Source organism: Litoreibacter ascidiaceicola, assembly GCF_900129235.1.
In the GTDB taxonomy this organism is placed as follows: domain Bacteria; phylum Pseudomonadota; class Alphaproteobacteria; order Rhodobacterales; family Rhodobacteraceae; genus Litoreibacter; species Litoreibacter ascidiaceicola.
In genome coordinates this window covers 345,745-363,602 of the sequence record NZ_FQUV01000002.1, presented here as the reverse complement: position 1 = coordinate 363,602, position 17,858 = coordinate 345,745, and the positions used below count along the sequence as shown (strand labels likewise).

The 17,858-nt window shown below is 57.0% G+C and carries 20 protein-coding genes and 2 pseudogenes; 12 read left to right on the top strand and 10 right to left on the bottom strand.

All coding sequences use genetic code 11. The features are described 5' to 3' along the window. The first annotated feature begins 32 nt into the window (after nt 1–32). The 7 genes and pseudogenes from metA (at nt 33) to BUB72_RS04850 (ending at nt 5,969) form a co-directional block, all read left to right on the top strand. On the top strand, nt 33–953 hold the full coding sequence (gene metA / locus BUB72_RS04875; RefSeq protein WP_073141233.1) for a homoserine O-acetyltransferase MetA: 921 nt from the start codon (nt 33–35) through the stop codon (nt 951–953). Further along, nucleotides 946–1,908, top strand: a complete 963-nt coding sequence (locus tag BUB72_RS04870) for an alpha/beta fold hydrolase (RefSeq protein WP_175549118.1) — start codon at nt 946–948, stop codon at nt 1,906–1,908. The genes metA and BUB72_RS04870 overlap by 8 nt, the downstream gene beginning before the upstream one ends. A gap of 45 nt (nt 1,909–1,953) precedes the next feature. Further along, complete coding sequence (ppk2, locus tag BUB72_RS04865) at nt 1,954–2,829, top strand: polyphosphate kinase 2 (protein WP_073141232.1); 876 nt, start codon at nt 1,954–1,956, stop codon at nt 2,827–2,829. Beyond that, nucleotides 2,822–3,439: a TetR/AcrR family transcriptional regulator gene (locus BUB72_RS04860; protein WP_073141231.1), complete on the top strand. Its 618-nt coding sequence runs from the start codon at nt 2,822–2,824 to the stop codon at nt 3,437–3,439. The genes ppk2 and BUB72_RS04860 overlap by 8 nt, the downstream gene beginning before the upstream one ends. 113 nt (nt 3,440–3,552) lie before the next feature. Then, nucleotides 3,553–3,888, top strand: a complete 336-nt coding sequence (locus BUB72_RS04855) for a calcium-binding protein (protein ID WP_073141230.1) — start codon at nt 3,553–3,555, stop codon at nt 3,886–3,888. Then, nucleotides 3,885–4,055, top strand: a pseudogene (locus BUB72_RS19255) (calcium-binding protein); the annotation flags it as partial. The gene BUB72_RS04855 and the pseudogene BUB72_RS19255, both read left to right, overlap by 4 nt. 15 nt (nt 4,056–4,070) lie before the next feature. Next, nucleotides 4,071–5,969 (top strand): calcium-binding protein, encoded by a 1,899-nt coding sequence (locus tag BUB72_RS04850; protein ID WP_073141229.1) that lies wholly within the window; start codon nt 4,071–4,073, stop codon nt 5,967–5,969. Nucleotides 5,970–6,048: 79 nt separating this feature from the next. Here BUB72_RS04850 and rpsI read toward each other — a convergent pair whose 3' ends face one another. From rpsI to BUB72_RS04830, 4 genes are all read right to left on the bottom strand, one after another. Next, on the bottom strand, nt 6,049–6,543 hold the full coding sequence (gene rpsI / locus BUB72_RS04845) for a 30S ribosomal protein S9 (RefSeq protein WP_073141228.1): 495 nt from the start codon (nt 6,541–6,543) through the stop codon (nt 6,049–6,051). 2 nt (nt 6,544–6,545) lie between these two features. After that, on the bottom strand, nt 6,546–7,007 hold the full coding sequence (gene rplM, locus BUB72_RS04840; protein WP_021100505.1) for a 50S ribosomal protein L13: 462 nt from the start codon (nt 7,005–7,007) through the stop codon (nt 6,546–6,548). A 153-nt stretch (nt 7,008–7,160) separates the two neighbouring features. Next, nucleotides 7,161–7,457 (bottom strand): hypothetical protein, encoded by a 297-nt coding sequence (locus BUB72_RS04835; protein ID WP_073141227.1) that lies wholly within the window; start codon nt 7,455–7,457, stop codon nt 7,161–7,163. A 5-nt stretch (nt 7,458–7,462) separates the two neighbouring features. Continuing rightward, nucleotides 7,463–7,888 (bottom strand): PaaI family thioesterase, encoded by a 426-nt coding sequence (locus BUB72_RS04830; RefSeq protein WP_073141226.1) that lies wholly within the window; start codon nt 7,886–7,888, stop codon nt 7,463–7,465. Nucleotides 7,889–7,957: 69 nt separating this feature from the next. Between BUB72_RS04830 and BUB72_RS04825 the strand changes: the two genes are divergently transcribed. Further along, complete coding sequence (locus BUB72_RS04825; RefSeq protein WP_073141225.1) at nt 7,958–8,743, top strand: enoyl-CoA hydratase; 786 nt, start codon at nt 7,958–7,960, stop codon at nt 8,741–8,743. Here the strand turns inward: BUB72_RS04825 and BUB72_RS04820 are convergent. The 6 genes and pseudogenes from BUB72_RS04820 to BUB72_RS04795 all read right to left on the bottom strand — a co-directional run bounded on the left by BUB72_RS04820 (nt 8,740) and on the right by BUB72_RS04795 (nt 13,036). Beyond that, complete coding sequence (locus BUB72_RS04820; RefSeq protein WP_073141224.1) at nt 8,740–9,699, bottom strand: DUF3179 domain-containing protein; 960 nt, start codon at nt 9,697–9,699, stop codon at nt 8,740–8,742. The two genes, BUB72_RS04825 and BUB72_RS04820, sit on opposite strands and share 4 nt — an antisense overlap. A gap of 75 nt (nt 9,700–9,774) precedes the next feature. Continuing rightward, nucleotides 9,775–10,335, bottom strand: coding sequence for a peptidylprolyl isomerase (locus BUB72_RS04815; protein ID WP_139250620.1), 561 nt, complete (start codon nt 10,333–10,335; stop codon nt 9,775–9,777). Between the two features lie 55 nt (nt 10,336–10,390). Then, nucleotides 10,391–10,894: pseudogene (locus BUB72_RS04810) on the bottom strand (peptidylprolyl isomerase); the annotation flags it as partial. 96 nt (nt 10,895–10,990) lie between these two features. Next, complete coding sequence (gene coaD / locus BUB72_RS04805; RefSeq protein WP_073141223.1) at nt 10,991–11,482, bottom strand: pantetheine-phosphate adenylyltransferase; 492 nt, start codon at nt 11,480–11,482, stop codon at nt 10,991–10,993. A 149-nt stretch (nt 11,483–11,631) separates the two neighbouring features. Beyond that, the gene (locus tag BUB72_RS04800; RefSeq protein WP_073141222.1) at nt 11,632–12,066 is read right to left on the bottom strand and encodes a CBS domain-containing protein; all 435 of its coding nucleotides are present in this window, start codon (nt 12,064–12,066) and stop codon (nt 11,632–11,634) included. A gap of 70 nt (nt 12,067–12,136) precedes the next feature. Then, the gene (locus BUB72_RS04795; RefSeq protein WP_073141716.1) at nt 12,137–13,036 is read right to left on the bottom strand and encodes a LysR family transcriptional regulator; all 900 of its coding nucleotides are present in this window, start codon (nt 13,034–13,036) and stop codon (nt 12,137–12,139) included. Between the two features lie 98 nt (nt 13,037–13,134). On the opposite strand from BUB72_RS04795, the gene BUB72_RS04790 reads away from it, so the two are divergent. From BUB72_RS04790 to mmsB, 4 genes are all read left to right on the top strand, one after another. Continuing rightward, the gene (locus BUB72_RS04790) at nt 13,135–14,634 is read left to right on the top strand and encodes a CoA-acylating methylmalonate-semialdehyde dehydrogenase (protein ID WP_073141714.1); all 1,500 of its coding nucleotides are present in this window, start codon (nt 13,135–13,137) and stop codon (nt 14,632–14,634) included. Nucleotides 14,635–14,711: 77 nt separating this feature from the next. Next, nucleotides 14,712–15,851 carry an acyl-CoA dehydrogenase family protein gene (locus BUB72_RS04785; RefSeq protein WP_073141221.1) on the top strand — a complete coding sequence of 380 codons (1,140 nt, stop codon included), beginning with the start codon at nt 14,712–14,714 and terminating at the stop codon, nt 15,849–15,851. Beyond that, entirely contained in the window at nt 15,848–16,879 is a 1,032-nt protein-coding gene (locus BUB72_RS04780; protein WP_073141220.1) for an enoyl-CoA hydratase/isomerase family protein, read from the top strand. Before BUB72_RS04785 ends, BUB72_RS04780 begins: the two co-directional genes overlap by 4 nt. After that, complete coding sequence (gene mmsB, locus BUB72_RS04775; protein ID WP_073141219.1) at nt 16,876–17,748, top strand: 3-hydroxyisobutyrate dehydrogenase; 873 nt, start codon at nt 16,876–16,878, stop codon at nt 17,746–17,748. Before BUB72_RS04780 ends, mmsB begins: the two co-directional genes overlap by 4 nt. Nucleotides 17,749–17,858: the final 110 nt, after the last annotated feature.

Below are 17,858 nucleotides of genomic sequence, written 5' to 3'. Positions count from 1 at the left end.
TTAACAAAGCCCAAACATAGCGGACGCATTTTATGCCCATCAAGCTGCCCTCTTCTGCTCTTCCAGCCTATACCGTGCTCTCGCGCGAGGGCGTGAGCGTGATGAGCGAGGATCAGGCAGCACGTCAGGACATCCGGCCCTTGCGGATCGCGTTGCTGAACCTGATGCCGAAGAAAATCCAGACGGAAAACCAGTTTGCGCGGTTGATCGGGGCGACGCCGTTGCAGATCGAGCTGTCGCTCATTCGCATGTCAGAGCATCAAACCAAGACCACCGCGGCCGAGCATATGGAAGAGTTTTACCGCCCTTTCCAAGAGGTTAAGGATGAGAAGTTCGACGGCCTCATCATCACCGGAGCCCCGATCGAACACCTGCCCTTTGAGGAGGTCACGTATTGGGACGAGCTTCGGGAAGTCATGGACTGGACGCAGACCAATGTGCACTCCACCTTCGGCGTGTGCTGGGGCGGAATGGCGATGATCAACTATTTCCACGGCGTGAAAAAGCACCTGCTGGATGAAAAACTGTTCGGCTGCTTCCGTCACTCCAATTTGGACCCCGCTTCGCCTTATCTGCGCGGGTTTTCGGATGATTGCGTGATCCCCGTGTCCCGCTGGACCGAGATGCGCCAAGACGAAATCGACGCCGCCGACGGGTTGACGACCTTACTTGGCAGCGAAACCGCCGGGCCTTGTTTGGTGGAAGACCGAAAGCACCGCGCGATATATATCTTCAACCACTTCGAATATGACAGTGGCACGTTGAAGGAAGAGTATGACCGCGACGTCGAGGCCGGAACGGCGATCAATGTACCACGCAACTACTACCCTGACGACGATCCGACCAAGAAGCCGATGAACCGTTGGCGCAGCCACGCGCATCTGCTTTATGGCAACTGGATCAACGAGATATACCAGACAACGCATTTTGATCTGGACGATATCGGTGCTTAAGTTTGTACTGATCGCATTGGTTCTAGGTGTCGCTGGTTGCGGGATCGCTTTGGACAAGCGGATCAAAGCCCGCACGGCCAAGGCACTGGTGGAACATCCGCCCACAGGCCAAATTCTGGATGTGAATGGAACTTCTGTCCACGTGCATGTGGAGGGCGAGGGCCCCGATGTGATCTTGATCCACGGGGCTGGCGGGAACTGGCAAGACTTCACATTCTCATTGATCCCTAAGCTAAAGGGCGAGTTTCGGTTCATCGCAATCGACCGCCCTGCCCACGGCCATACGGGCCGGATTGCCAACCGGACAGGCGACGTGGAATCCCTTAACGAACAGGCCGATCTGATACATGAAGCAGCCCAGTTGGTGGGTGCCAAGAAGCCGCTTATTCTGGGCCAAAGCTATGGTGGAGCCGTTGCACTGTCCTACGCCCTCAGACATCCGGACGACAGCGCGGGCCTGCTGATCGTGTCAGGCGTGTCCAACCCCTGGAATGGTGATCTGGATATCTGGTATCGCCTCACGGACAGCTGGTTCGGGCGAAATGTGCTTATTCCAATGACTTCAGCCTTCGCCAACGACCAAAAGGCAAATGAGACGCTGGAAGCCATTTTCGCGCCCGATCCAGTACCGGAAGGGTATCTGGAGCATATGGGCTACGGTCTGGCCATTCGCCCCAGTCAATTGAAGACCAACGCGATGATGGTGAACACGCTCTTGCCGCAGATCAAAGAGCAGTCCCGGCACTATGGCGACCTCAAGCTACCGGTTGAGATCATTCACGGGACGGCAGATACCATTGTCGGCCACGACATCCATGCACTTCCACTGTCGAAACAGCTGCCGGATGCGCGGCTGACGACACTTGAGGGCGTTGGCCACATGCCTCACCACGCGGATGAGCCAAGCACAATCGCGGCGCTGCGCAGATTGGCAAAACGCGCTGGTCTGCAATAGCTTAAAGCTTCATAGTACAGCCGAATTCAAAAGAACGAGGCCTCTATGACCCTGCCTTTCGACGGTGCCATTTCGAAATTCTACAACGAAGAAATCCCCGAAGGTGTTCGCGACGCGATACGTAACGCGGAAAAAGACGATATTCTGGCGCAAAGCTATCCCTATGAGCAGCGCATGGACCGCGACGACTACGACGACACCATGAAGCGGCTTCAGGTGGAATTGATGAAGCTACAGGCATGGGTAAAAAAAGAAGGCAAGCGGGTTGCCATCGTGTTTGAGGGCCGAGATGCATCGGGCAAAGGCGGGACGATCAAGCGGTTCCGCGAGAACATGAACCCGCGAAATTGCAAGATCGTGGCCCTGTCCAAGCCGACCGAGGAAGAGCGTGGTCAGTGGTACTTCCAGCGATACGTCAAACATATGCCAACCGCAGGGCAAATCACCCTGTTCGACCGCAGCTGGTACAATCGTGGCGTCGTTGAAGACGTGTTCGGCTTTTGCGCCGTGCGCGAACGGCAGCATTTCTTTGCGCAAGTTCCCGACTTCGAAAAGATGCTGGTTGATGACGGGATCATCCTGATCAAGCTGTGGTTGAATGTCGGTCGTGCAGAGCAGCTCCGCAGGATGCTGGCCCGCGAGAAAGACAAGCTCAAGCAATGGAAACTCTCCACGATTGATGTGGAAGGCCTGCACAAATGGGACGCGTATTCCGAGGCCATTTCCGAGACGTTTGAGGCTTCCGATACGTCACATGCGCGGTGGACGGTTATCCGGTCCGACGACAAGCGACGCGCGCGTATCTCGGCGTTGCGCAAGGTGTTGAATTCGATCCACTACGCCAACAAGGATGACAGCATCGCGATCCGTCCAGACGACTCCATTTGCGGCGGCGTTGATATGTGGAATCCCAATGCCTAAACGCGGCTATCACCACGGCAACCTCAAGCAGGCGCTTGTAGAGGCCACCTTGCGTCTGATCGAGGACAAGGGACCAACGGGCTTTACCGTGGCGGAGGCAGCCAAACTCGCGGGTGTCACACCCGCTGCAGTCTACCGCCACTTTGAAGGCCGTGAGGCGTTGATTGCGGAATGCGCTTTGCAAGGGCACCGGATTTTTGGCGATCTGATGGAGCATGCCTATGCCGATGGCCGGCCCACCGCGCTCAAGGCGTTCGAGGCGACGGGGCGCGCCTACCTTGCCTTCGCCCGAAAGTTCCCCGGCCACTACATGGCAATGTTCGAGAGCGGCGTGAACCTTCAAGCCAACCCTGCGCTGGCCACAGCCGCCGACCGGTCGCGCGGTGTGCTGGAACGGGCCGCGCAGAAGCTGTCAGAACGCATCCCCGAAGACATGCGCCCCCCTGCGACGATGTTCTCAAGCCATATTTGGGCACTCTCTCATGGCGTGGTGGAGCTGTTCGCGCGTGGCACCCCCGGCTCTAAATCTCCCTACCCGCCCGACGACTTGCTGGAGGCTGGTATAGGGATCTATTTGCGCGGGTTGGGGCTCATTGAACCGGACAGTTAAAGCCCCCGTACCGAATTGGAAACAATGCGTTTCTGCTGGCCTCATGCTTTGACAATTCCCTGCAAAAATAAGAAATTAGAGGCAGAAAATTCTGTCTGCTCAGAGGTATCTCAATGATTTCTGCACTTCTGCTTGCCGCGATTGGTGGCACTTATGCCTCCAGCTTCATTGACTTGGACAGACAAGTGATCGGTGACAACGACATCTTTGGCACCGATGAAGATGAATACGCTAATGGCGGGTCTGGTGATGACTTCATCTATGGCGGCGGCGGCAACGACCTTCTGATTGGCGGCACGGGCGATGACATCATTGACGGCAGCAACGGAGATGATGGAATTGCTGGTGGCGAAGGTGACTATCGCCTGTTTGGAGGACGCGGCAATGACGAGATCGCCGGAGGCAACGGCGTCGACTACATTATTGGTGGCCGTGGTGCTGACCCCTGATCGGTGGGTCGGGTCACGATACAATTTTTGGCCAACGCGAAGACGACGGCATTTATGGAGGATCTGGTGACGACTACATTGGTGCCGGGCGCGGAAACGATCTGGTTGTTGGTGGTGCGGGTGACGACCAGATTGACGCCAATCTAGGCCACGACACGGTCTACGGCGGGTTTGGCGATGACGTGATCTATGGCGGGCAAGGCAACGACGTACTGGCTGGCAATGAAGGCGACGACAGAATTACCGGCGGCGCAGGCAACGACGAGATCAGCGCGGGTGCCGGTTTTGACGACCTCAACGGTGGCCGCGGCGATGACATTTTACGCGGCGGTGAAGGGACGGATTACCTTGATGGCGGCAAAGGCAATGACATCCTTGTAGCCGGGGTTGATACCGATTGGCTGGAAGGCGGCGATGGCAACGACATTTTGGTTGCCCTGAACGGTGGTGGCGCGGACGAGCTTTTTGGTGGTGAAGGGGAAGACCTTTTCGTCGTTGGCGCGGAGAGTTCTGCGACGATCTACGACCATGAGCCCGGAGACCGCATCTTCGTCAACTACGATCCGACCGATGGCCCTGCCCCATTGATCGAGCTGCAAGATGCCGGAGACGGCTCTTTCGACCTTGTTGTTGACGGGGTGTTTTCCACGAATATCTTCAGCTCCGACCCTGAGCTTTCAGTTGCCGATATCGAGCTTGTAGACGCCTTGGGCGGCGGCGTGAACTACGCGGCGATGACAACAGGGGCCGCCGATGGCGTCGCAGTCGATGTGAGCTTTGTCCCCGAACCGCAATCTGGTGAGAATATCATCGAAGGCACGTCTGACAGCGAGTGGCTGAACGGGACGTCCTATGACGACACGATCCTTGCCTTTGATGGGTTCGACACAATTCACGGCGAAGGCGGCGATGATGTGATCGATGGCGGTGGGGGTGATGACTATCTCTACGGCGAATCCGGGAATGATATTCTTGAGGGTGGCACCGGCGCTGACTTCGCTTACGGGCAGGAGGGAGACGACCTTCTTCTGGCGAACAGTGATGGTGCCACTGATGTTCTGATCGGTGGTGAGGGTCAGGATATCTACGTTCTTGACGGGTTTGCAGACGAAGAAGAAATACAAAGCTTCGACATTTATCAGGACCAGATCATTATCGACTACCCTGCTGATGCCGTTCTTCCGGTTATCGAAATTCAACCCATCGGGTCCGGTGCCCAGATACTTGCCAACGGGGTCGAGGTTCTTGAGATATTTGGCAATGTCGAAGGTCTGACGCTCGAGCATATCGTTTTCAAAGATCTCTCGGAGGTTGAGACAACCTATGCCGCCATTGATGCCGCAGCGGGTCAGACTGGTCAGCCTTATGTCCCACCGCCGCCACCACCACCGGGGATCACGCTGTCGGGTGACAGTGGTGACAACACGCTAACCGGAACCGAGGGCGACGACGTCATTGACGGCCAAGCTGGTGACGATGAAATCAATGCGCTTGGCGGCGATGACTTCATCAAAGGTGGTTCTGGTGCTGATACGATAAATGGCGGCGACGGGGATGATATCATTTCTGGCCGCGCTGGTAATGACGTCATTGATGGCGGTGCCGGGAATGATACCATTGACGCGGGCACTGGTACAAATTCCATCCATGGCGGTGATGGCAACGACATCGTCGCGGCCACCGGATCTACCAGTGGTGGGCTTTATGGGGATGCTGGCGATGACATCCTCATCAGCGGCAGTAGCGATATTTATAACACCATGGGAACGCGTCTGTATGGCGGCGAGGGCAATGACATTTTTGTCTATGCCGATGACACCCACTCAAGTTCAATCGGAGGGTTCGAGCCAGACAACGACTTAATCGTCATCCATTTGGATTCAGGTGAACCAGAGCCGGACATTACCATCGACAATAGCTCCCCGTGGAATCGCCTTGAGATTGATGGCATGTATTCAATCAGCATTCTGATGGACGAAAACGAGGACGGAACTGAGCGGTATCTGACGCCTAATAACATCGTATTCCGAGACCTGTCAGAGACGGGCTACGACGCTGACGCCCTAAGAGGCGGCGCATAACGGGCCCCTCCCCATGCTAAGCCAACAAAAAAGGCCACCCGCTTGGGTGGCCTTTTCCGATTTCGCAAGAACTCGAAGCTTAACGCTTGGAGAACTGGAAGCTCTTACGGGCTTTCGCTTTACCGTATTTCTTACGCTCGACCACGCGGCTGTCGCGGGTCAGGAAGCCAGCGGCCTTCAGGGCGCCACGCAAGGACGGATCGTAGAGTTGCAACGCTTTGGAGATGCCGTGCTTAACCGCACCAGCTTGACCGGACAGACCGCCGCCTTTGACAGTTGCCATAACGTCGAACTGATCTTCGGTGCCGGAGACGGTGAAAGGCTGGCGCAGGATCATTTGCAGCACGGGGCGTGCAAAATATGTGTTCTGCTCTTTGCCGTTCACGATGACCTTGCCGGAACCAGGTTTGATCCAAACGCGGGCAACCGCGTCTTTACGCTTGCCGGTTGCATAGGCGCGGCCCAGTTCGTCACGAACGGGTTCACGGGCGATGGCTTCTGCCACGGCTGCTGCCGGGGTGACGCCTTCTGCGATGGTGTTCAACTCATCGAGGGATTGGATTTCGTCAGCCATTCTTATGCGCTCCGCGTATTTTTCTTGTTCATGGCTTTGACGTCCAGAACTTCGGGGGATTGAGCTTCATGCGGGTGATCAGCCGATGCGTAGACACGCAGATTGGTCATTTGCTGACGCGACAGGACGCCACCGGGAAGCATACGCTTTACGGCTTGGATCACAACGCGCTCGGGGTGCTTGCCTTCAAGAATCTCGGCGTTCGTGCGGGACTTGATGCCGCCCGGGTGGCCAGTGTGCCAGTAGTTCGGCTTCTCGCGCTTGTTGCCGGTCAGCTGGATTTTGTCAGCGTTGATGATGATCACGTTGTCGCCCATGTCCATGTGTGGAGTGAAGGACGGCTTATGCTTGCCACGCAGGCGCATGGCAACGATCGATGCGAGACGGCCCAGAACAACGCCTTCAGCGTCGATCAGGATCCATTTCTTGTCGATATCGCTAGGAGTAGCGGTAAAGGTTTTCATGGGTTTTCCTCAAGAATTACGGCCATGGGGCTAAAAGCCCCTTGGGATGGCGTGGTTCTATAGGAACTGAGAGCGCAGTCAACGCCTTACTTCGGTATTTAACTGTTGCAAAACAGTATGTTATAAATAAGGTATTAAATTACCCCAACTAAATCATGTCACGTAGACCATACTCGGCGTGAGGGCCATGCCGCAAAGCCAGAACACCACCCACAATACGACACCCAGTGCCGCCAAGCACGCGAGCTGTTTACGACCTTTTGATACCGCAAAGATCAACAGCGGCAGCTGTGCAATTGTCAAAAGGAAGCCCCCGAGCGTCAGGAACAGCTCAACACCTACAACAAATCCCACCATCCCCACATCCGTTGCCAACGTGTTTCGCGTCAGCAGAACAAACAGCGCGAAAGCAGCCCCCCACACAGCGGGCGAAATCGCGAGGGCGTCCAACCGGCTCACACCCCGACTGGGGGAATGGAATAGGTCAGTGAAGCGCGCGCCACGGGTTTATCGGGCTCTGCCTCCGAATAGAGCCGCCCCTCGGTCACTGCCAGCACGCGCCCCAGTTTGAGCAGCTCCATCCGGCATAGCAATCTCCCCGGCGCAGGTTTTCGCATGAAGTCGATGGAGCAATTCGTCGTGACCGCCAAGGCGACCGGCCCCAGCACTGACAGGATGCAAAAATAGGCGCAAACATCGGCCAGCGCGAACATGGAAGGGCCGGAGACCGTACCGCCCGGCCGCAGGTGCTTCTCGGACGCTGACAAGGCCATGGTCACGAAAGGCGGCGCGATCTCGACAAACTCGAAGTCGTCCGCCACTTGCGTGAAGTCACGCAACAGGAACGCCTCCAATGCGGCCTTGTCCATCTTCACTTCCATACTTCCCCCCTGCCCCAGTTCGTCTTAGGCTTTGTGCTTACCGGACCAGATCAAGGGTGGAATGACAAGATGAACGATGCGTTAGTTTTACGCGCCGATGAGGGCGCTGTTGCACGGCTGACCCTGAACAACCCGTCCAAATTGAACGCATTGTCTGATGCGATGCTGGCCGCGTTGCTATCGGCTTTGGATGAGGTGGCAGAGGATAAAGCTATCCGCGTTGTCATTCTAAATGGCGCTGGCAAAGTGTTTTGCGCAGGCCATGACCTGAAGGAGATGCAGGCGGCCCGTTCCGATCAGGACAATGGTCGCGCAGCTTGGCTGGACCTGTTCGCGCGCTGCTCGGCAGTGATGGCCCGCCTCCAAAGCCTTCCGCAACCGGTGATCGCGCAAGCACACGGAATCGCTACGGCGGCGGGATGTCAGCTGGTGGCGACATGCGATTTGGCGGTCGCGGCGGAAGGCACTAAGTTCGGCGTGAATGGTGTAAATATCGGATTGTTCTGTTCCACACCAATGGTTGCGCTCAGTCGCAATATCCACCGCAAGCAAGCATTCGAGATGTTAACAACCGGTGAATTTATCGACGCGGAGCGCGCGCGGGAAGTCGGGTTGATCAACCGCGTCGCAACAGGTGATCTGGCCGAAGAGACCATGAAGCTTGCGAAGACGATCGCCGCCAAGCTTGGCTCGGCAGTGCGCATCGGCAAGCAAGCCTTCTACGAGCAGGCTCAAATGCCTGTGGCTGAAGCCTATGCCTATACAGGAGAAGTGATGGCGGTAAACATGGCACTGGATGACACGGATGAAGGCATCAAAGCCTTTTTGGAGAAGCGGAAACCAAACTGGAGTTAGTGCCACGTCCCTTTGGGATGGAAGGCGTGGAAGGCAAACGCGAACATCACATCGTGGACGATGTCACGCCCCTGCCCGTCGCGCACCCGAACGGCCCCTACATTGCGTCCTTTGCCAATCTGGCGACTGTCCAAAGCAGAAGCCTGCTCGCCCTGCCATGACAGCTCAATCCCATGCTCGCGGATGGTTTTTTCGCGGCGCAGACGATCCATCGTCCATGCACGGGTGCCGACGCGGATGACGCGGGCCATCGGGTCGATGCCGTTGGGTGGCAGCGCTCCGTCATAAAGGAAAGGCCGCGCGGATGTGTCGTATTTCACGTACGGGTTTGAGCCGTAATTGTAGCCCGCAAGCGGAGCGTTCAACACAAGTCCGTCGGGGTTTCTGTCTTTGAACGCCTCCCAGCTTTCCATCCAGCTTGGAATTTGCTTGAGAGTGCGCCCTGCAAGTTGGCCCACGATGCCCTCGCCCACCGCTTGCTGCCACCAGCTTTCGGTTTGGCGGTCATACATGACCATGTCCGAGTTGCGTAGATTTCCGGACACCCCGAATGACAGAGTTCGTCCTGTGAGACGTCGATCAAAAACCACACCCGAATTGCAAAGCGGGCAGAAGGTCACGGCGATTGGTATGCCGCCCAGCACGTCATTTACGATCTCGTGCACCATGAAATAGCGGATCGGATAGGCGCGCGGACGCTGCCCCGCAAGCTCGACCGTCATGACCGGTTCACGCGGGCCGATGCGGCGCTCGTCCGAGACTTTGAGGAATGTCGGGGAATCAACCGCAGGAATGCCGTCCTTTCCGGGGCCACCGGAGCGGATTTCGCCTAGATCCACAGTTGTTTTGGAAAAGTCGGTGTTTGGCCATCCTGCCGTCAAATACGGGCTTTGGGCATGTCCGACGGACGCCAACACCATCCAGATTGCGGTTACGACAAATGAAAAACGGGCCATGCTAACTCCTCCCAAAGTAGCATGGCCCGTTCACCGCGGCCTGAACAGTCCCGCTCACGCGGGGTTGATGGCGCGTTAGTCGATGACGCGGACGGCCTTCATTTGATCAGGTGCACCAAGCACAGAGCCGTTGGCCCCCTTGCCCAGCTTGATCTGGTCAACCACCTCCATGCCTGAGGTCACTTTCCCCACAACGGTATATTGCCCATTCAAGAAGGAGCCCTCGTCAAACATGATGAAGAACTGGCTATTGGCTGAATTCGGGTTTTGGCTGCGTGCCATGCCAACGACGCCACGATCAAAATTGAGATCGGAAAACTCCGCCGGCAGGTCGGGACGGCTTGATCCACCACGCCCCGCACCGCTGGTGTCGCCACCAACTTTTCCGAACTCAACATCACCTGTTTGCGCCATGAAGCCTTCAATTACGCGGTGGAATACAACACCGTCGTAAGCACCTTCACCGGCCAGCGCTGTAATCTGCTCGACATGTTTCGGAGCCACATCTTCGAACAAGTCGATGACGACTGTTCCATTGGCATCACCGGCGACGTCGATTTCCAGTCCTGTTGCAAAGGCGGGGCTGGCAACCAGAAAGGCGCATGCTGCGAGGAGTTTATTCACCGTCGCCACCATCTGCGTCTGCTTCGGGCTCTGCGGCATCATCTTCAACCGGAGCAGCGGCGCCACCTGCATCTGCTGCAACCACCACGGAAATCATGCGGTCCGGGTTCATTGGCGGCTCGCCCCGTTGGATCGCGTCGACATGTTCCATGCCTTCGATCACGCGACCATAGACTGTGTACTGGCCGTTCAGGAAGTTGTTGTCCGAGAAATTGATGAAGAACTGGCTGTTCGCCGAATTCGGGTTGGCCGAACGGGCCGCGCCGATTGTTCCGCGATCATGCGGCAGCTTCGAGAACTCCGCAGGCACGTCAGGCATGTCGGAGCCGCCGGTTCCGGCCATACGGATGTTGAAATCCTTCTCCATGTTGCCGTTTGCAACGTCGCCTGTTTGCGCCATGAAGCCGTCGATGACACGGTGGAATGCCACGTTGTTATAGGCACCGGAACGCGCCAGTTCTTTCATCCGCGCAGTGTGCTGAGGAGCGACGTCAGGCAGCAACTCGATCGTGACGGTGCCACCGTTAAGTTCCATCAGGATTGTGTTTTCGGGATCTTTAATATCGGCCATTTTAGGGCGCTCCTAAGCGTTTTGATTTGGCGACAAACTAGACCAGTGACGGGCGGTGTAAACCCCCGCCAGAAAACGTGGTGATAAGGTTTATTGTTAACCCAAACGCTCGAGCAAAGCAGCCTTGACCGAAGGTGTGACGAACTTCGACACATCCCCTCCCAAACGTGCGATTTCCTTGACCAGCTTTGATGCAATCGCCTGATGCTGTGCTTCGGCCATCAAAAACACAGTTTCGATGCTGTTATCCATGGCGCGATTCATACCAACCATTTGATATTCGTATTCAAAATCGGCTACCGCGCGCAGCCCACGGATGATGACAGTTGCCCCGACATCCCGGGCGCAATGGATCAACAGGTTTTCAAAGGGATGAACGACGATCTCACATCCTGTCTCGCTGCTGATTGTGGCGCATTCTGCCTCGATCATTGCGGTCCGCTCTTCCAACGAAAACAATGGCCCCTTGTCACGGTTTATCGCGACCCCGATGACCAACCGGTCCACTAAAGAGCACCCGCGGCGGATAATATCTGAATGTCCAAGCGTAATTGGATCGAAAGTTCCGGGGTATAGTCCAATACGCATAGGTTGGGCCTTTGTTGGTCATCAGCACAGGCACGCAACAATATTGCGTGACAGATTGCAAGACGATTGCTGTTCCAATCGCCCTCGTGGGTCACAGGCACTGATACGGAAACCGTCGCGCTTTGGCGCACTGCACCGCATAAACGCCATTAGTGCCCCATTATCATGCCTTCTAACGCGTCTTTTTCCATGGCCAATTCGCTTAGGCGTGCCTTCACGACGTCACCCAGAGTTATCAAACCAACCATTTCGCCATCTTCGATCACCGGCATGTGGCGAAAACGACCATCGGTCATTGTACTCAAAATGGAGTCAGCGCGATCGCTTTTGGAACAGGTGACAAGCTTCTTGGTCATCATGCTGTCCACGGTTTCAGACAGGCAGCTAGCACCGCGCTTTCCGATTTCACGCACGATGTCGCGCTCTGACAGAATGCCCAGAGCCGTTTTGCTGTCCGAGGACACGACAACGGAGCCTATGCGGCGTTCAGACAGCATACTGGCCGCATCGGCGACCGAGGCCTCTGGTCCAATCGTCACAACCCCGTCATCCGCTTTTAGCTTCAATATGTGGCTCACCAACATGTGCGCGACTCCTCTTCTCTTCAAACATTGCGATCTATTCCACCACTGTCGTCGCAACCCTAGCTTTGCGTCAAGTGCGACCTTCCAGCCGCGACACTTCATGCCGCACCCTAACCCCCAGTTCTTGGGCAAAAAATCGAAGGCGGGAAATATTCCGGTCATCCGCATGGCGCACCAGATAGAAGCTCCGCTTCAATGAAAACTGATCAGGAAGCACCCTTGTGAGTTCGGGCGCAAAAGGCAGCGCAAAGTCGTGACCAATCACCAGCCCCGCCCCGACCCTTGCCCAGTTTAGCTGCACAGATGCTGAATTCGATGCGAAATTGGTACGCGGGCCGCCAATTTCCGACAGATAGTCCAGCTCAGCGTCAAAGATCAGATCGGATATGTAGCCGATAACCTTGTGGGCCTTGAGGTCTTCCAGACTGTTCAACGGTGGTGCTTTAGCAAGGTAGTCCCGGCTCGCCATCAAATGCAGGTGGTAATCCGCAAGTTTTTGACTGGTGAGCCTGCCCGCCGTCGGAGGAGATACGGTGATCGCCATATCCGCCTCGCGCTTTGACAGGTTTAGCACGCGCGGGAGGGCCACGATTTGCACTTCCAGCCCGGGATGGTCCGCGCAGATCGACGCACAGACCTGCGGAAGCAGGTAGTTGGCGCACCCGTCTGGCGCACCGACCCGTATTTGACCCGTCATCGCCTCCGCACCGCCTGCCGCGTCGTCATGGGCGTTTAGAATCGTCGTCTCAACCACCTCTGCGCGCGAGGCCAGACGCTCTCCGGCTTGGGTCAACGCGTAGCCCTGTGGGGATTTCATAAACAGGGTAACGTCGAGCGCCTCTTCCAGACGTGCAATTCGCCGTCCGACGGTTGCAGGGTCCAACCGAAGAGCTTTGCCGCCGCGCGACAAGCTTTCGGCGCGCGCGACGGCAAGAAAGACCCGCAAATCGTCCCATTTTGGCTCCGCCATAATCATACCTACATTTTTGCAAAATGGTTTTGGGAAACTGGCTCTTTTTCTTGCATAAATGCAAGCCTAAGCTGGTGCCGAAATTCAAGGAGGATTCCATGCAAGAGCTTACCCACTATATCAACGGTGCCCATGTCAAAGGCACGTCCGGTCGCTTTGCCGATGTCTACAACCCTGCGACGGGTGAAGTGCAGGCCAAGGTTCCGTTGGCCTCCGTCGACGAAATGGACCAAGCCGTGCAGGTTGCGGCTGCGGCTCAACCCGCTTGGGCGGCGATGAACCCCCAACGTCGCGCCCGCGTGATGATGAAGTTCGTGGATCTCCTGAACCGCGATATGGACAAGCTGGCTGAAGCCCTGTCCCGCGAGCACGGCAAAACACTGCCCGATGCCGCTGGCGACGTGCAACGCGGTCTTGAAGTGGTCGAATACTGCATCGGCGCACCAGAGTTGCTGAAAGGCGATTACACCGACAGCGCAGGCCCCGGCATCGACATGTATTCGATGAAGCAGGCTTTGGGCGTGACAGCTGGTATCACCCCGTTCAACTTCCCGGCGATGATCCCGATGTGGATGTTCGCTCCGGCAATCGTGTGCGGCAACGCCTTCATCCTGAAACCGTCCGAGCGTGACCCGTCGGTTCCGCTGATGTTAGCCGAGTTGATGGAAGAAGCTGGCCTGCCCAAAGGTATCTTGCAGGTTGTGAACGGTGACAAGGAAGCCGTGGACGCGATCCTGCATCACGACGTGATCCAGTCCGTGGGCTTCGTCGGCTCCACCCCGATTGCCGAGTATATCTACAGCACAGGCTGCGCCAACGGCAAACGCGTGCAGTGCTTTGGCGGTGCGAAGAACCACATGATCATCATGCCCGACGCCGACATGAACCAAGCCGCTGACGCGTTGGTTGGTGCCGGTTTCGGCGCTGCGGGCGAACGCTGTATGGCGATCTCGGTTGCGGTTGCGGTCGGTGATGACACCGCAGACCGGTTGCTCGAAAAGCTGGTGCCGAAAGTGGAAGCCCTGAAAGTTGGTCCCTACACTTCCGGCAAAGATGTCGACTACGGCCCCGTGGTCACAGCGGCCGCCAAGGCCAATATCGAGCGTTTGGTTCAAACCGGCATCGACCAAGGCGCCAAGCTGGTTGTCGACGGTCGCGACTTCAAACTGCAAGGCTACGAGGACGGCTTCTTTGTCGGCCCGCATTTGTTTGACGGCGTGACCACGGACATGGACATCTACAAGCACGAAATCTTCGGGCCAGTTTTGTCGACCGTGCGTGCTGAAACCTATGAGGACGCGCTGAAAATGGCGATGGATCACGAATACGGCAACGGCACCGCGATCTATACCCGCGATGGCGATACCGCGCGTGACTTCGCGAACCGGATCAACATTGGCATGGTCGGCATCAACGTGCCGATCCCCGTGCCACTTGCCTACCACACCTTCGGTGGTTGGAAGAAATCCATGTTCGGTGACTTGAACCAGCACGGGCCGGATGCGTTCAAGTTCTACACACGCACCAAAACTGTCACCTCGCGCTGGCCCTCGGGCATCAAAGAAGGCGGCGAGTTCTCGATCCCAGTGATGGAATAAAGGGATAATTTGCGCCCTTGCCTTTTGCTGGCCGGGGCGCAAAACTAAACAGACGTTCAGTTCCACGGGAGGAAGACATGGATTTCGCGCTATCCGATGAGCAAACCGCCATTTTCGATATGGCCAAAGCCTTTGGCGACGAGTTCATCGCCCCCAACGCCCTCCAGTGGGAAAAAGACGAGAATATTCCCAAAGACTTGTGGCCTCGATTGGCCGAGCTAGGGTTCGGCGGTCTCTATGTGTCAGAGGAAAGCGGCGGCTCTGGCCTGTCCCGCCTTGATGCCACGCTGGTGTTCGAGGCCCTGTCGATGGCCTGCCCGTCCGTGGCGGCTTTCCTGTCCATACATAACATGTGCGCGGCCATGATTGACAAGAACGGCTCCGCTGCGCTCAAGGCGAAATACCTTGAGAAAGCGATGAGCATGGAGACGTTCTTCTCTTATTGCCTGACAGAACCCGGTTCCGGCTCTGATGCGGCGGCGCTGAAGACCCGCGCAGAGCGGACCAACGAGGGTTTCGCCTTGACGGGTACCAAAGCGTTCATCTCTGGCGGTGGCTATTCCGACGCCTATATCGTCATGGCGCGCACTGGGGATGCTGGTCCTAAAGGCGTCTCGGCAGTTGTCGTCGATGACGGCGCTGACGGGCTATCGTTCGGAGGCCTAGAGGACAAAATGGGTTGGCGCGCGCAGCCGACCCGTCAAGTGCAATTGGACAATTGCAACATTCCTGCGGAAAATTTGCTGGGTGATGAAGGAAAAGGCTTCACCTATGCAATGCAGGGCCTGAACGGCGGTCGTTTGAATATCTCCGCCTGTTCGCTTGGTGCGGCGCAGTCTGCATTGGACAAAACACTGGCCTATATGGCCGAGCGTCAAGCCTTCGGTAAATCCATCGACCAGTTCCAAGCCCTGCAATTCCGCCTCGCCGATATGGAAATCGAGCTGCAAGCCTCCCGCGCCTTTCTGCGCCAGGCAGCATGGAAACTCGACACAGGCGCGCCAGACGCAGTGCAACACTGCGCCATGGCGAAGAAGTTCGTCACAGAGGCCGGATCGCGCGTGGTCGACGGCTGCCTACAACTGCACGGCGGATACGGATATCTGGCCGATTACGGCATCGAAAAGCTGGCACGAGATTTGCGCGTGCATCAAATTCTCGAAGGCACAAACGAGATCATGCGCGTGATCGTGGCCCGCCAGATGATTGCCTCATGACTGATATCTCCATCCGCATCGAAGGCCGCGCGGGCCGGATCACCTTGCAGCGTCCGAAGGCGTTGAACGCCCTCACCTACGATATGGTCTTGGCAATCGAGGACGCGCTGGACGAATGGCGCGCGGCTGACATCGACCTGATACTACTCGACGCCGAAGGAGAGCGCGCCTTCTGCTCCGGTGGTGACATCGCCGATATGTACAAATCCGGCCAAGAGGGCAATCTGGATTATGGCCGGCAATTCTGGCGCGACGAATACCGACTGAATGCCAAAATTTTTGAATACCCCAAACCCGTCGTCAGCTTCCTGCAAGGCTTCACCATGGGCGGTGGGGTTGGCGTGGGCTGCCACGGTTCGCTGCGCATTGTGGGCGACAGCAGCCAGATCGCCATGCCCGAATGCGGCATTGGACTGGTCCCCGATGTGGGAGGATCGTTGATGCTGGCCTTGGCACCGGGACGTGTGGGCGAATATCTCGGCCTCACCGCATCGCGCATGGGGGCGGCGGATGCGATCTTTGCAGGTTTCGCCGATGCCTATGCACCGGAAGTGGATTGGCCTGAGTTGAAGGCCGGCATGATTGAAACCGGCAAACTGCCAACACTGAAGACCGCAGTTCCTAAAGGCAGTCTGGAGGACCTAGTTCCTCAGATCGACACCCATTTCGCGGGTGAGACCCTTGGCGACATCGCGCGATCTCTCGCGAATGACAGCAGTGACTTCGCGCAATCAGCCTTAAAGGCGCTCAACCGCAATGCGCCGCTGGCGATGGCATGCTCGATGGCGATCATTCGACGTTTGAGATCAGCCAACTCGATACGTCAGGCGCTCGATCAAGAGTTTCGCTATACCTACCGCGCTGTCGCACAGGGCGACTTCATCGAAGGTATCCGCGCGGCGATCATCGACCGCGACCGCACGCCCAAATGGGCGCATGCCGGTCCGGAGTCAGTGACCGAAATGGATGTAAGCCAAATGCTGATGCCCCTCGGCGGCAATGCTTTGAACTGGAAGGAAATGCCATGAAGATCGGATTTATCGGACTTGGAAATATGGGGGCTCCTATGGCCTCGAACCTCGCAGCAGCGGGCCATGAGATCACCGGCTTTGACATTGCCAACACCCCGCCTGACGGGGTGGCTGCTGCGAAATCGGTTACTGATGCAGCCACTGACATGGACGTGGTGATCACCATGCTGCCCAATGGCGCAATTCTGCGCAGCGTTGCCGATGATGTCATTCCCGCCATGAAGCAAGGAGCCACATTGCTCGACTGCTCCACGGTCGACGTGGACAGCGCGCGCGCGGTCGCAGACAAGGCGCAAGCGGCGGGCTTGCACGCCGTAGATGCACCAGTGTCAGGCGGTACCGGGGGGGCTGCGGCGGGTACGCTCACCTTCATGGCAGGCGGCTCTGAGGACGGGTTTGCGGCGGTTTCCCCCTTGTTCGATATCATGGGTCAAAAAGCGGTCCATTGCGGCCCTTCCGGCAACGGACAAGCGGCAAAGATATGTAACAACATGATTCTCGGCGTCACGATGATCGGGACCTGTGAGGCCTTTGCACTTGCCGACAAGCTTGGCCTTGATCGCCAAAAAATGTTCGATGTGGTGTCCACCTCATCCGGCTACTCTTGGGTGATGAACGCCTATTGCCCCGCCCCCGGCGTCGGCCCCCAAAGTCCCGCTGACAACGATTACAAACCAGGCTTTGCAGCTGAACTCATGCTCAAGGATCTGCGACTAAGTCAACAAGCCGCAGAATCGTCGGATGCGGACACACCGATGGGCGCCCGCGCAACAGAACTTTATAAGCAATTCGTAGAAGAAGAAGACGGCGCAGGGCAGGATTTCTCAGCCATGCTGCCACGGTTTGTGTCGCGCCGACGCGGCTAACCTATCATTGCTTCATAAATACCTCGGGGAGCGCGAGGGGCTGGCCCCTCGCCCGCCTCACCACAAATCACAGCAATCGCATTAAAGCGTCGTGTGATCTTCTAACTTGG

Coding starts and splice junctions, on each gene's coding strand:
- ppk2 (WP_073141232.1), top strand. CDS start 1,954: ATGACCCTGCCTTTCGACGGTGCCATTTCGAAATTCTACAACGAAGAA.
- BUB72_RS04820 (WP_073141224.1), bottom strand. CDS start 9,699: ATGGCCCGTTTTTCATTTGTCGTAACCGCAATCTGGATGGTGTTGGCG.
- BUB72_RS04825 (WP_073141225.1), top strand. CDS start 7,958: ATGAACGATGCGTTAGTTTTACGCGCCGATGAGGGCGCTGTTGCACGG.
- BUB72_RS04795 (WP_073141716.1), bottom strand. CDS start 13,036: ATGGCGGAGCCAAAATGGGACGATTTGCGGGTCTTTCTTGCCGTCGCG.
- BUB72_RS04800 (WP_073141222.1), bottom strand. CDS start 12,066: ATGTTGGTGAGCCACATATTGAAGCTAAAAGCGGATGACGGGGTTGTG.
- rplM (WP_021100505.1), bottom strand. CDS start 7,007: ATGAAAACCTTTACCGCTACTCCTAGCGATATCGACAAGAAATGGATC.
- BUB72_RS04780 (WP_073141220.1), top strand. CDS start 15,848: ATGACTGATATCTCCATCCGCATCGAAGGCCGCGCGGGCCGGATCACC.
- BUB72_RS04855 (WP_073141230.1), top strand. CDS start 3,553: ATGATTTCTGCACTTCTGCTTGCCGCGATTGGTGGCACTTATGCCTCC.
- coaD (WP_073141223.1), bottom strand. CDS start 11,482: ATGCGTATTGGACTATACCCCGGAACTTTCGATCCAATTACGCTTGGA.
- rpsI (WP_073141228.1), bottom strand. CDS start 6,543: ATGGCTGACGAAATCCAATCCCTCGATGAGTTGAACACCATCGCAGAA.
- BUB72_RS04790 (WP_073141714.1), top strand. CDS start 13,135: ATGCAAGAGCTTACCCACTATATCAACGGTGCCCATGTCAAAGGCACG.
- BUB72_RS04860 (WP_073141231.1), top strand. CDS start 2,822: ATGCCTAAACGCGGCTATCACCACGGCAACCTCAAGCAGGCGCTTGTA.
- BUB72_RS04815 (WP_139250620.1), bottom strand. CDS start 10,335: ATGGTGGCGACGGTGAATAAACTCCTCGCAGCATGCGCCTTTCTGGTT.
- metA (WP_073141233.1), top strand. CDS start 33: ATGCCCATCAAGCTGCCCTCTTCTGCTCTTCCAGCCTATACCGTGCTC.
- BUB72_RS04785 (WP_073141221.1), top strand. CDS start 14,712: ATGGATTTCGCGCTATCCGATGAGCAAACCGCCATTTTCGATATGGCC.
- mmsB (WP_073141219.1), top strand. CDS start 16,876: ATGAAGATCGGATTTATCGGACTTGGAAATATGGGGGCTCCTATGGCC.
- BUB72_RS04830 (WP_073141226.1), bottom strand. CDS start 7,888: ATGGAAGTGAAGATGGACAAGGCCGCATTGGAGGCGTTCCTGTTGCGT.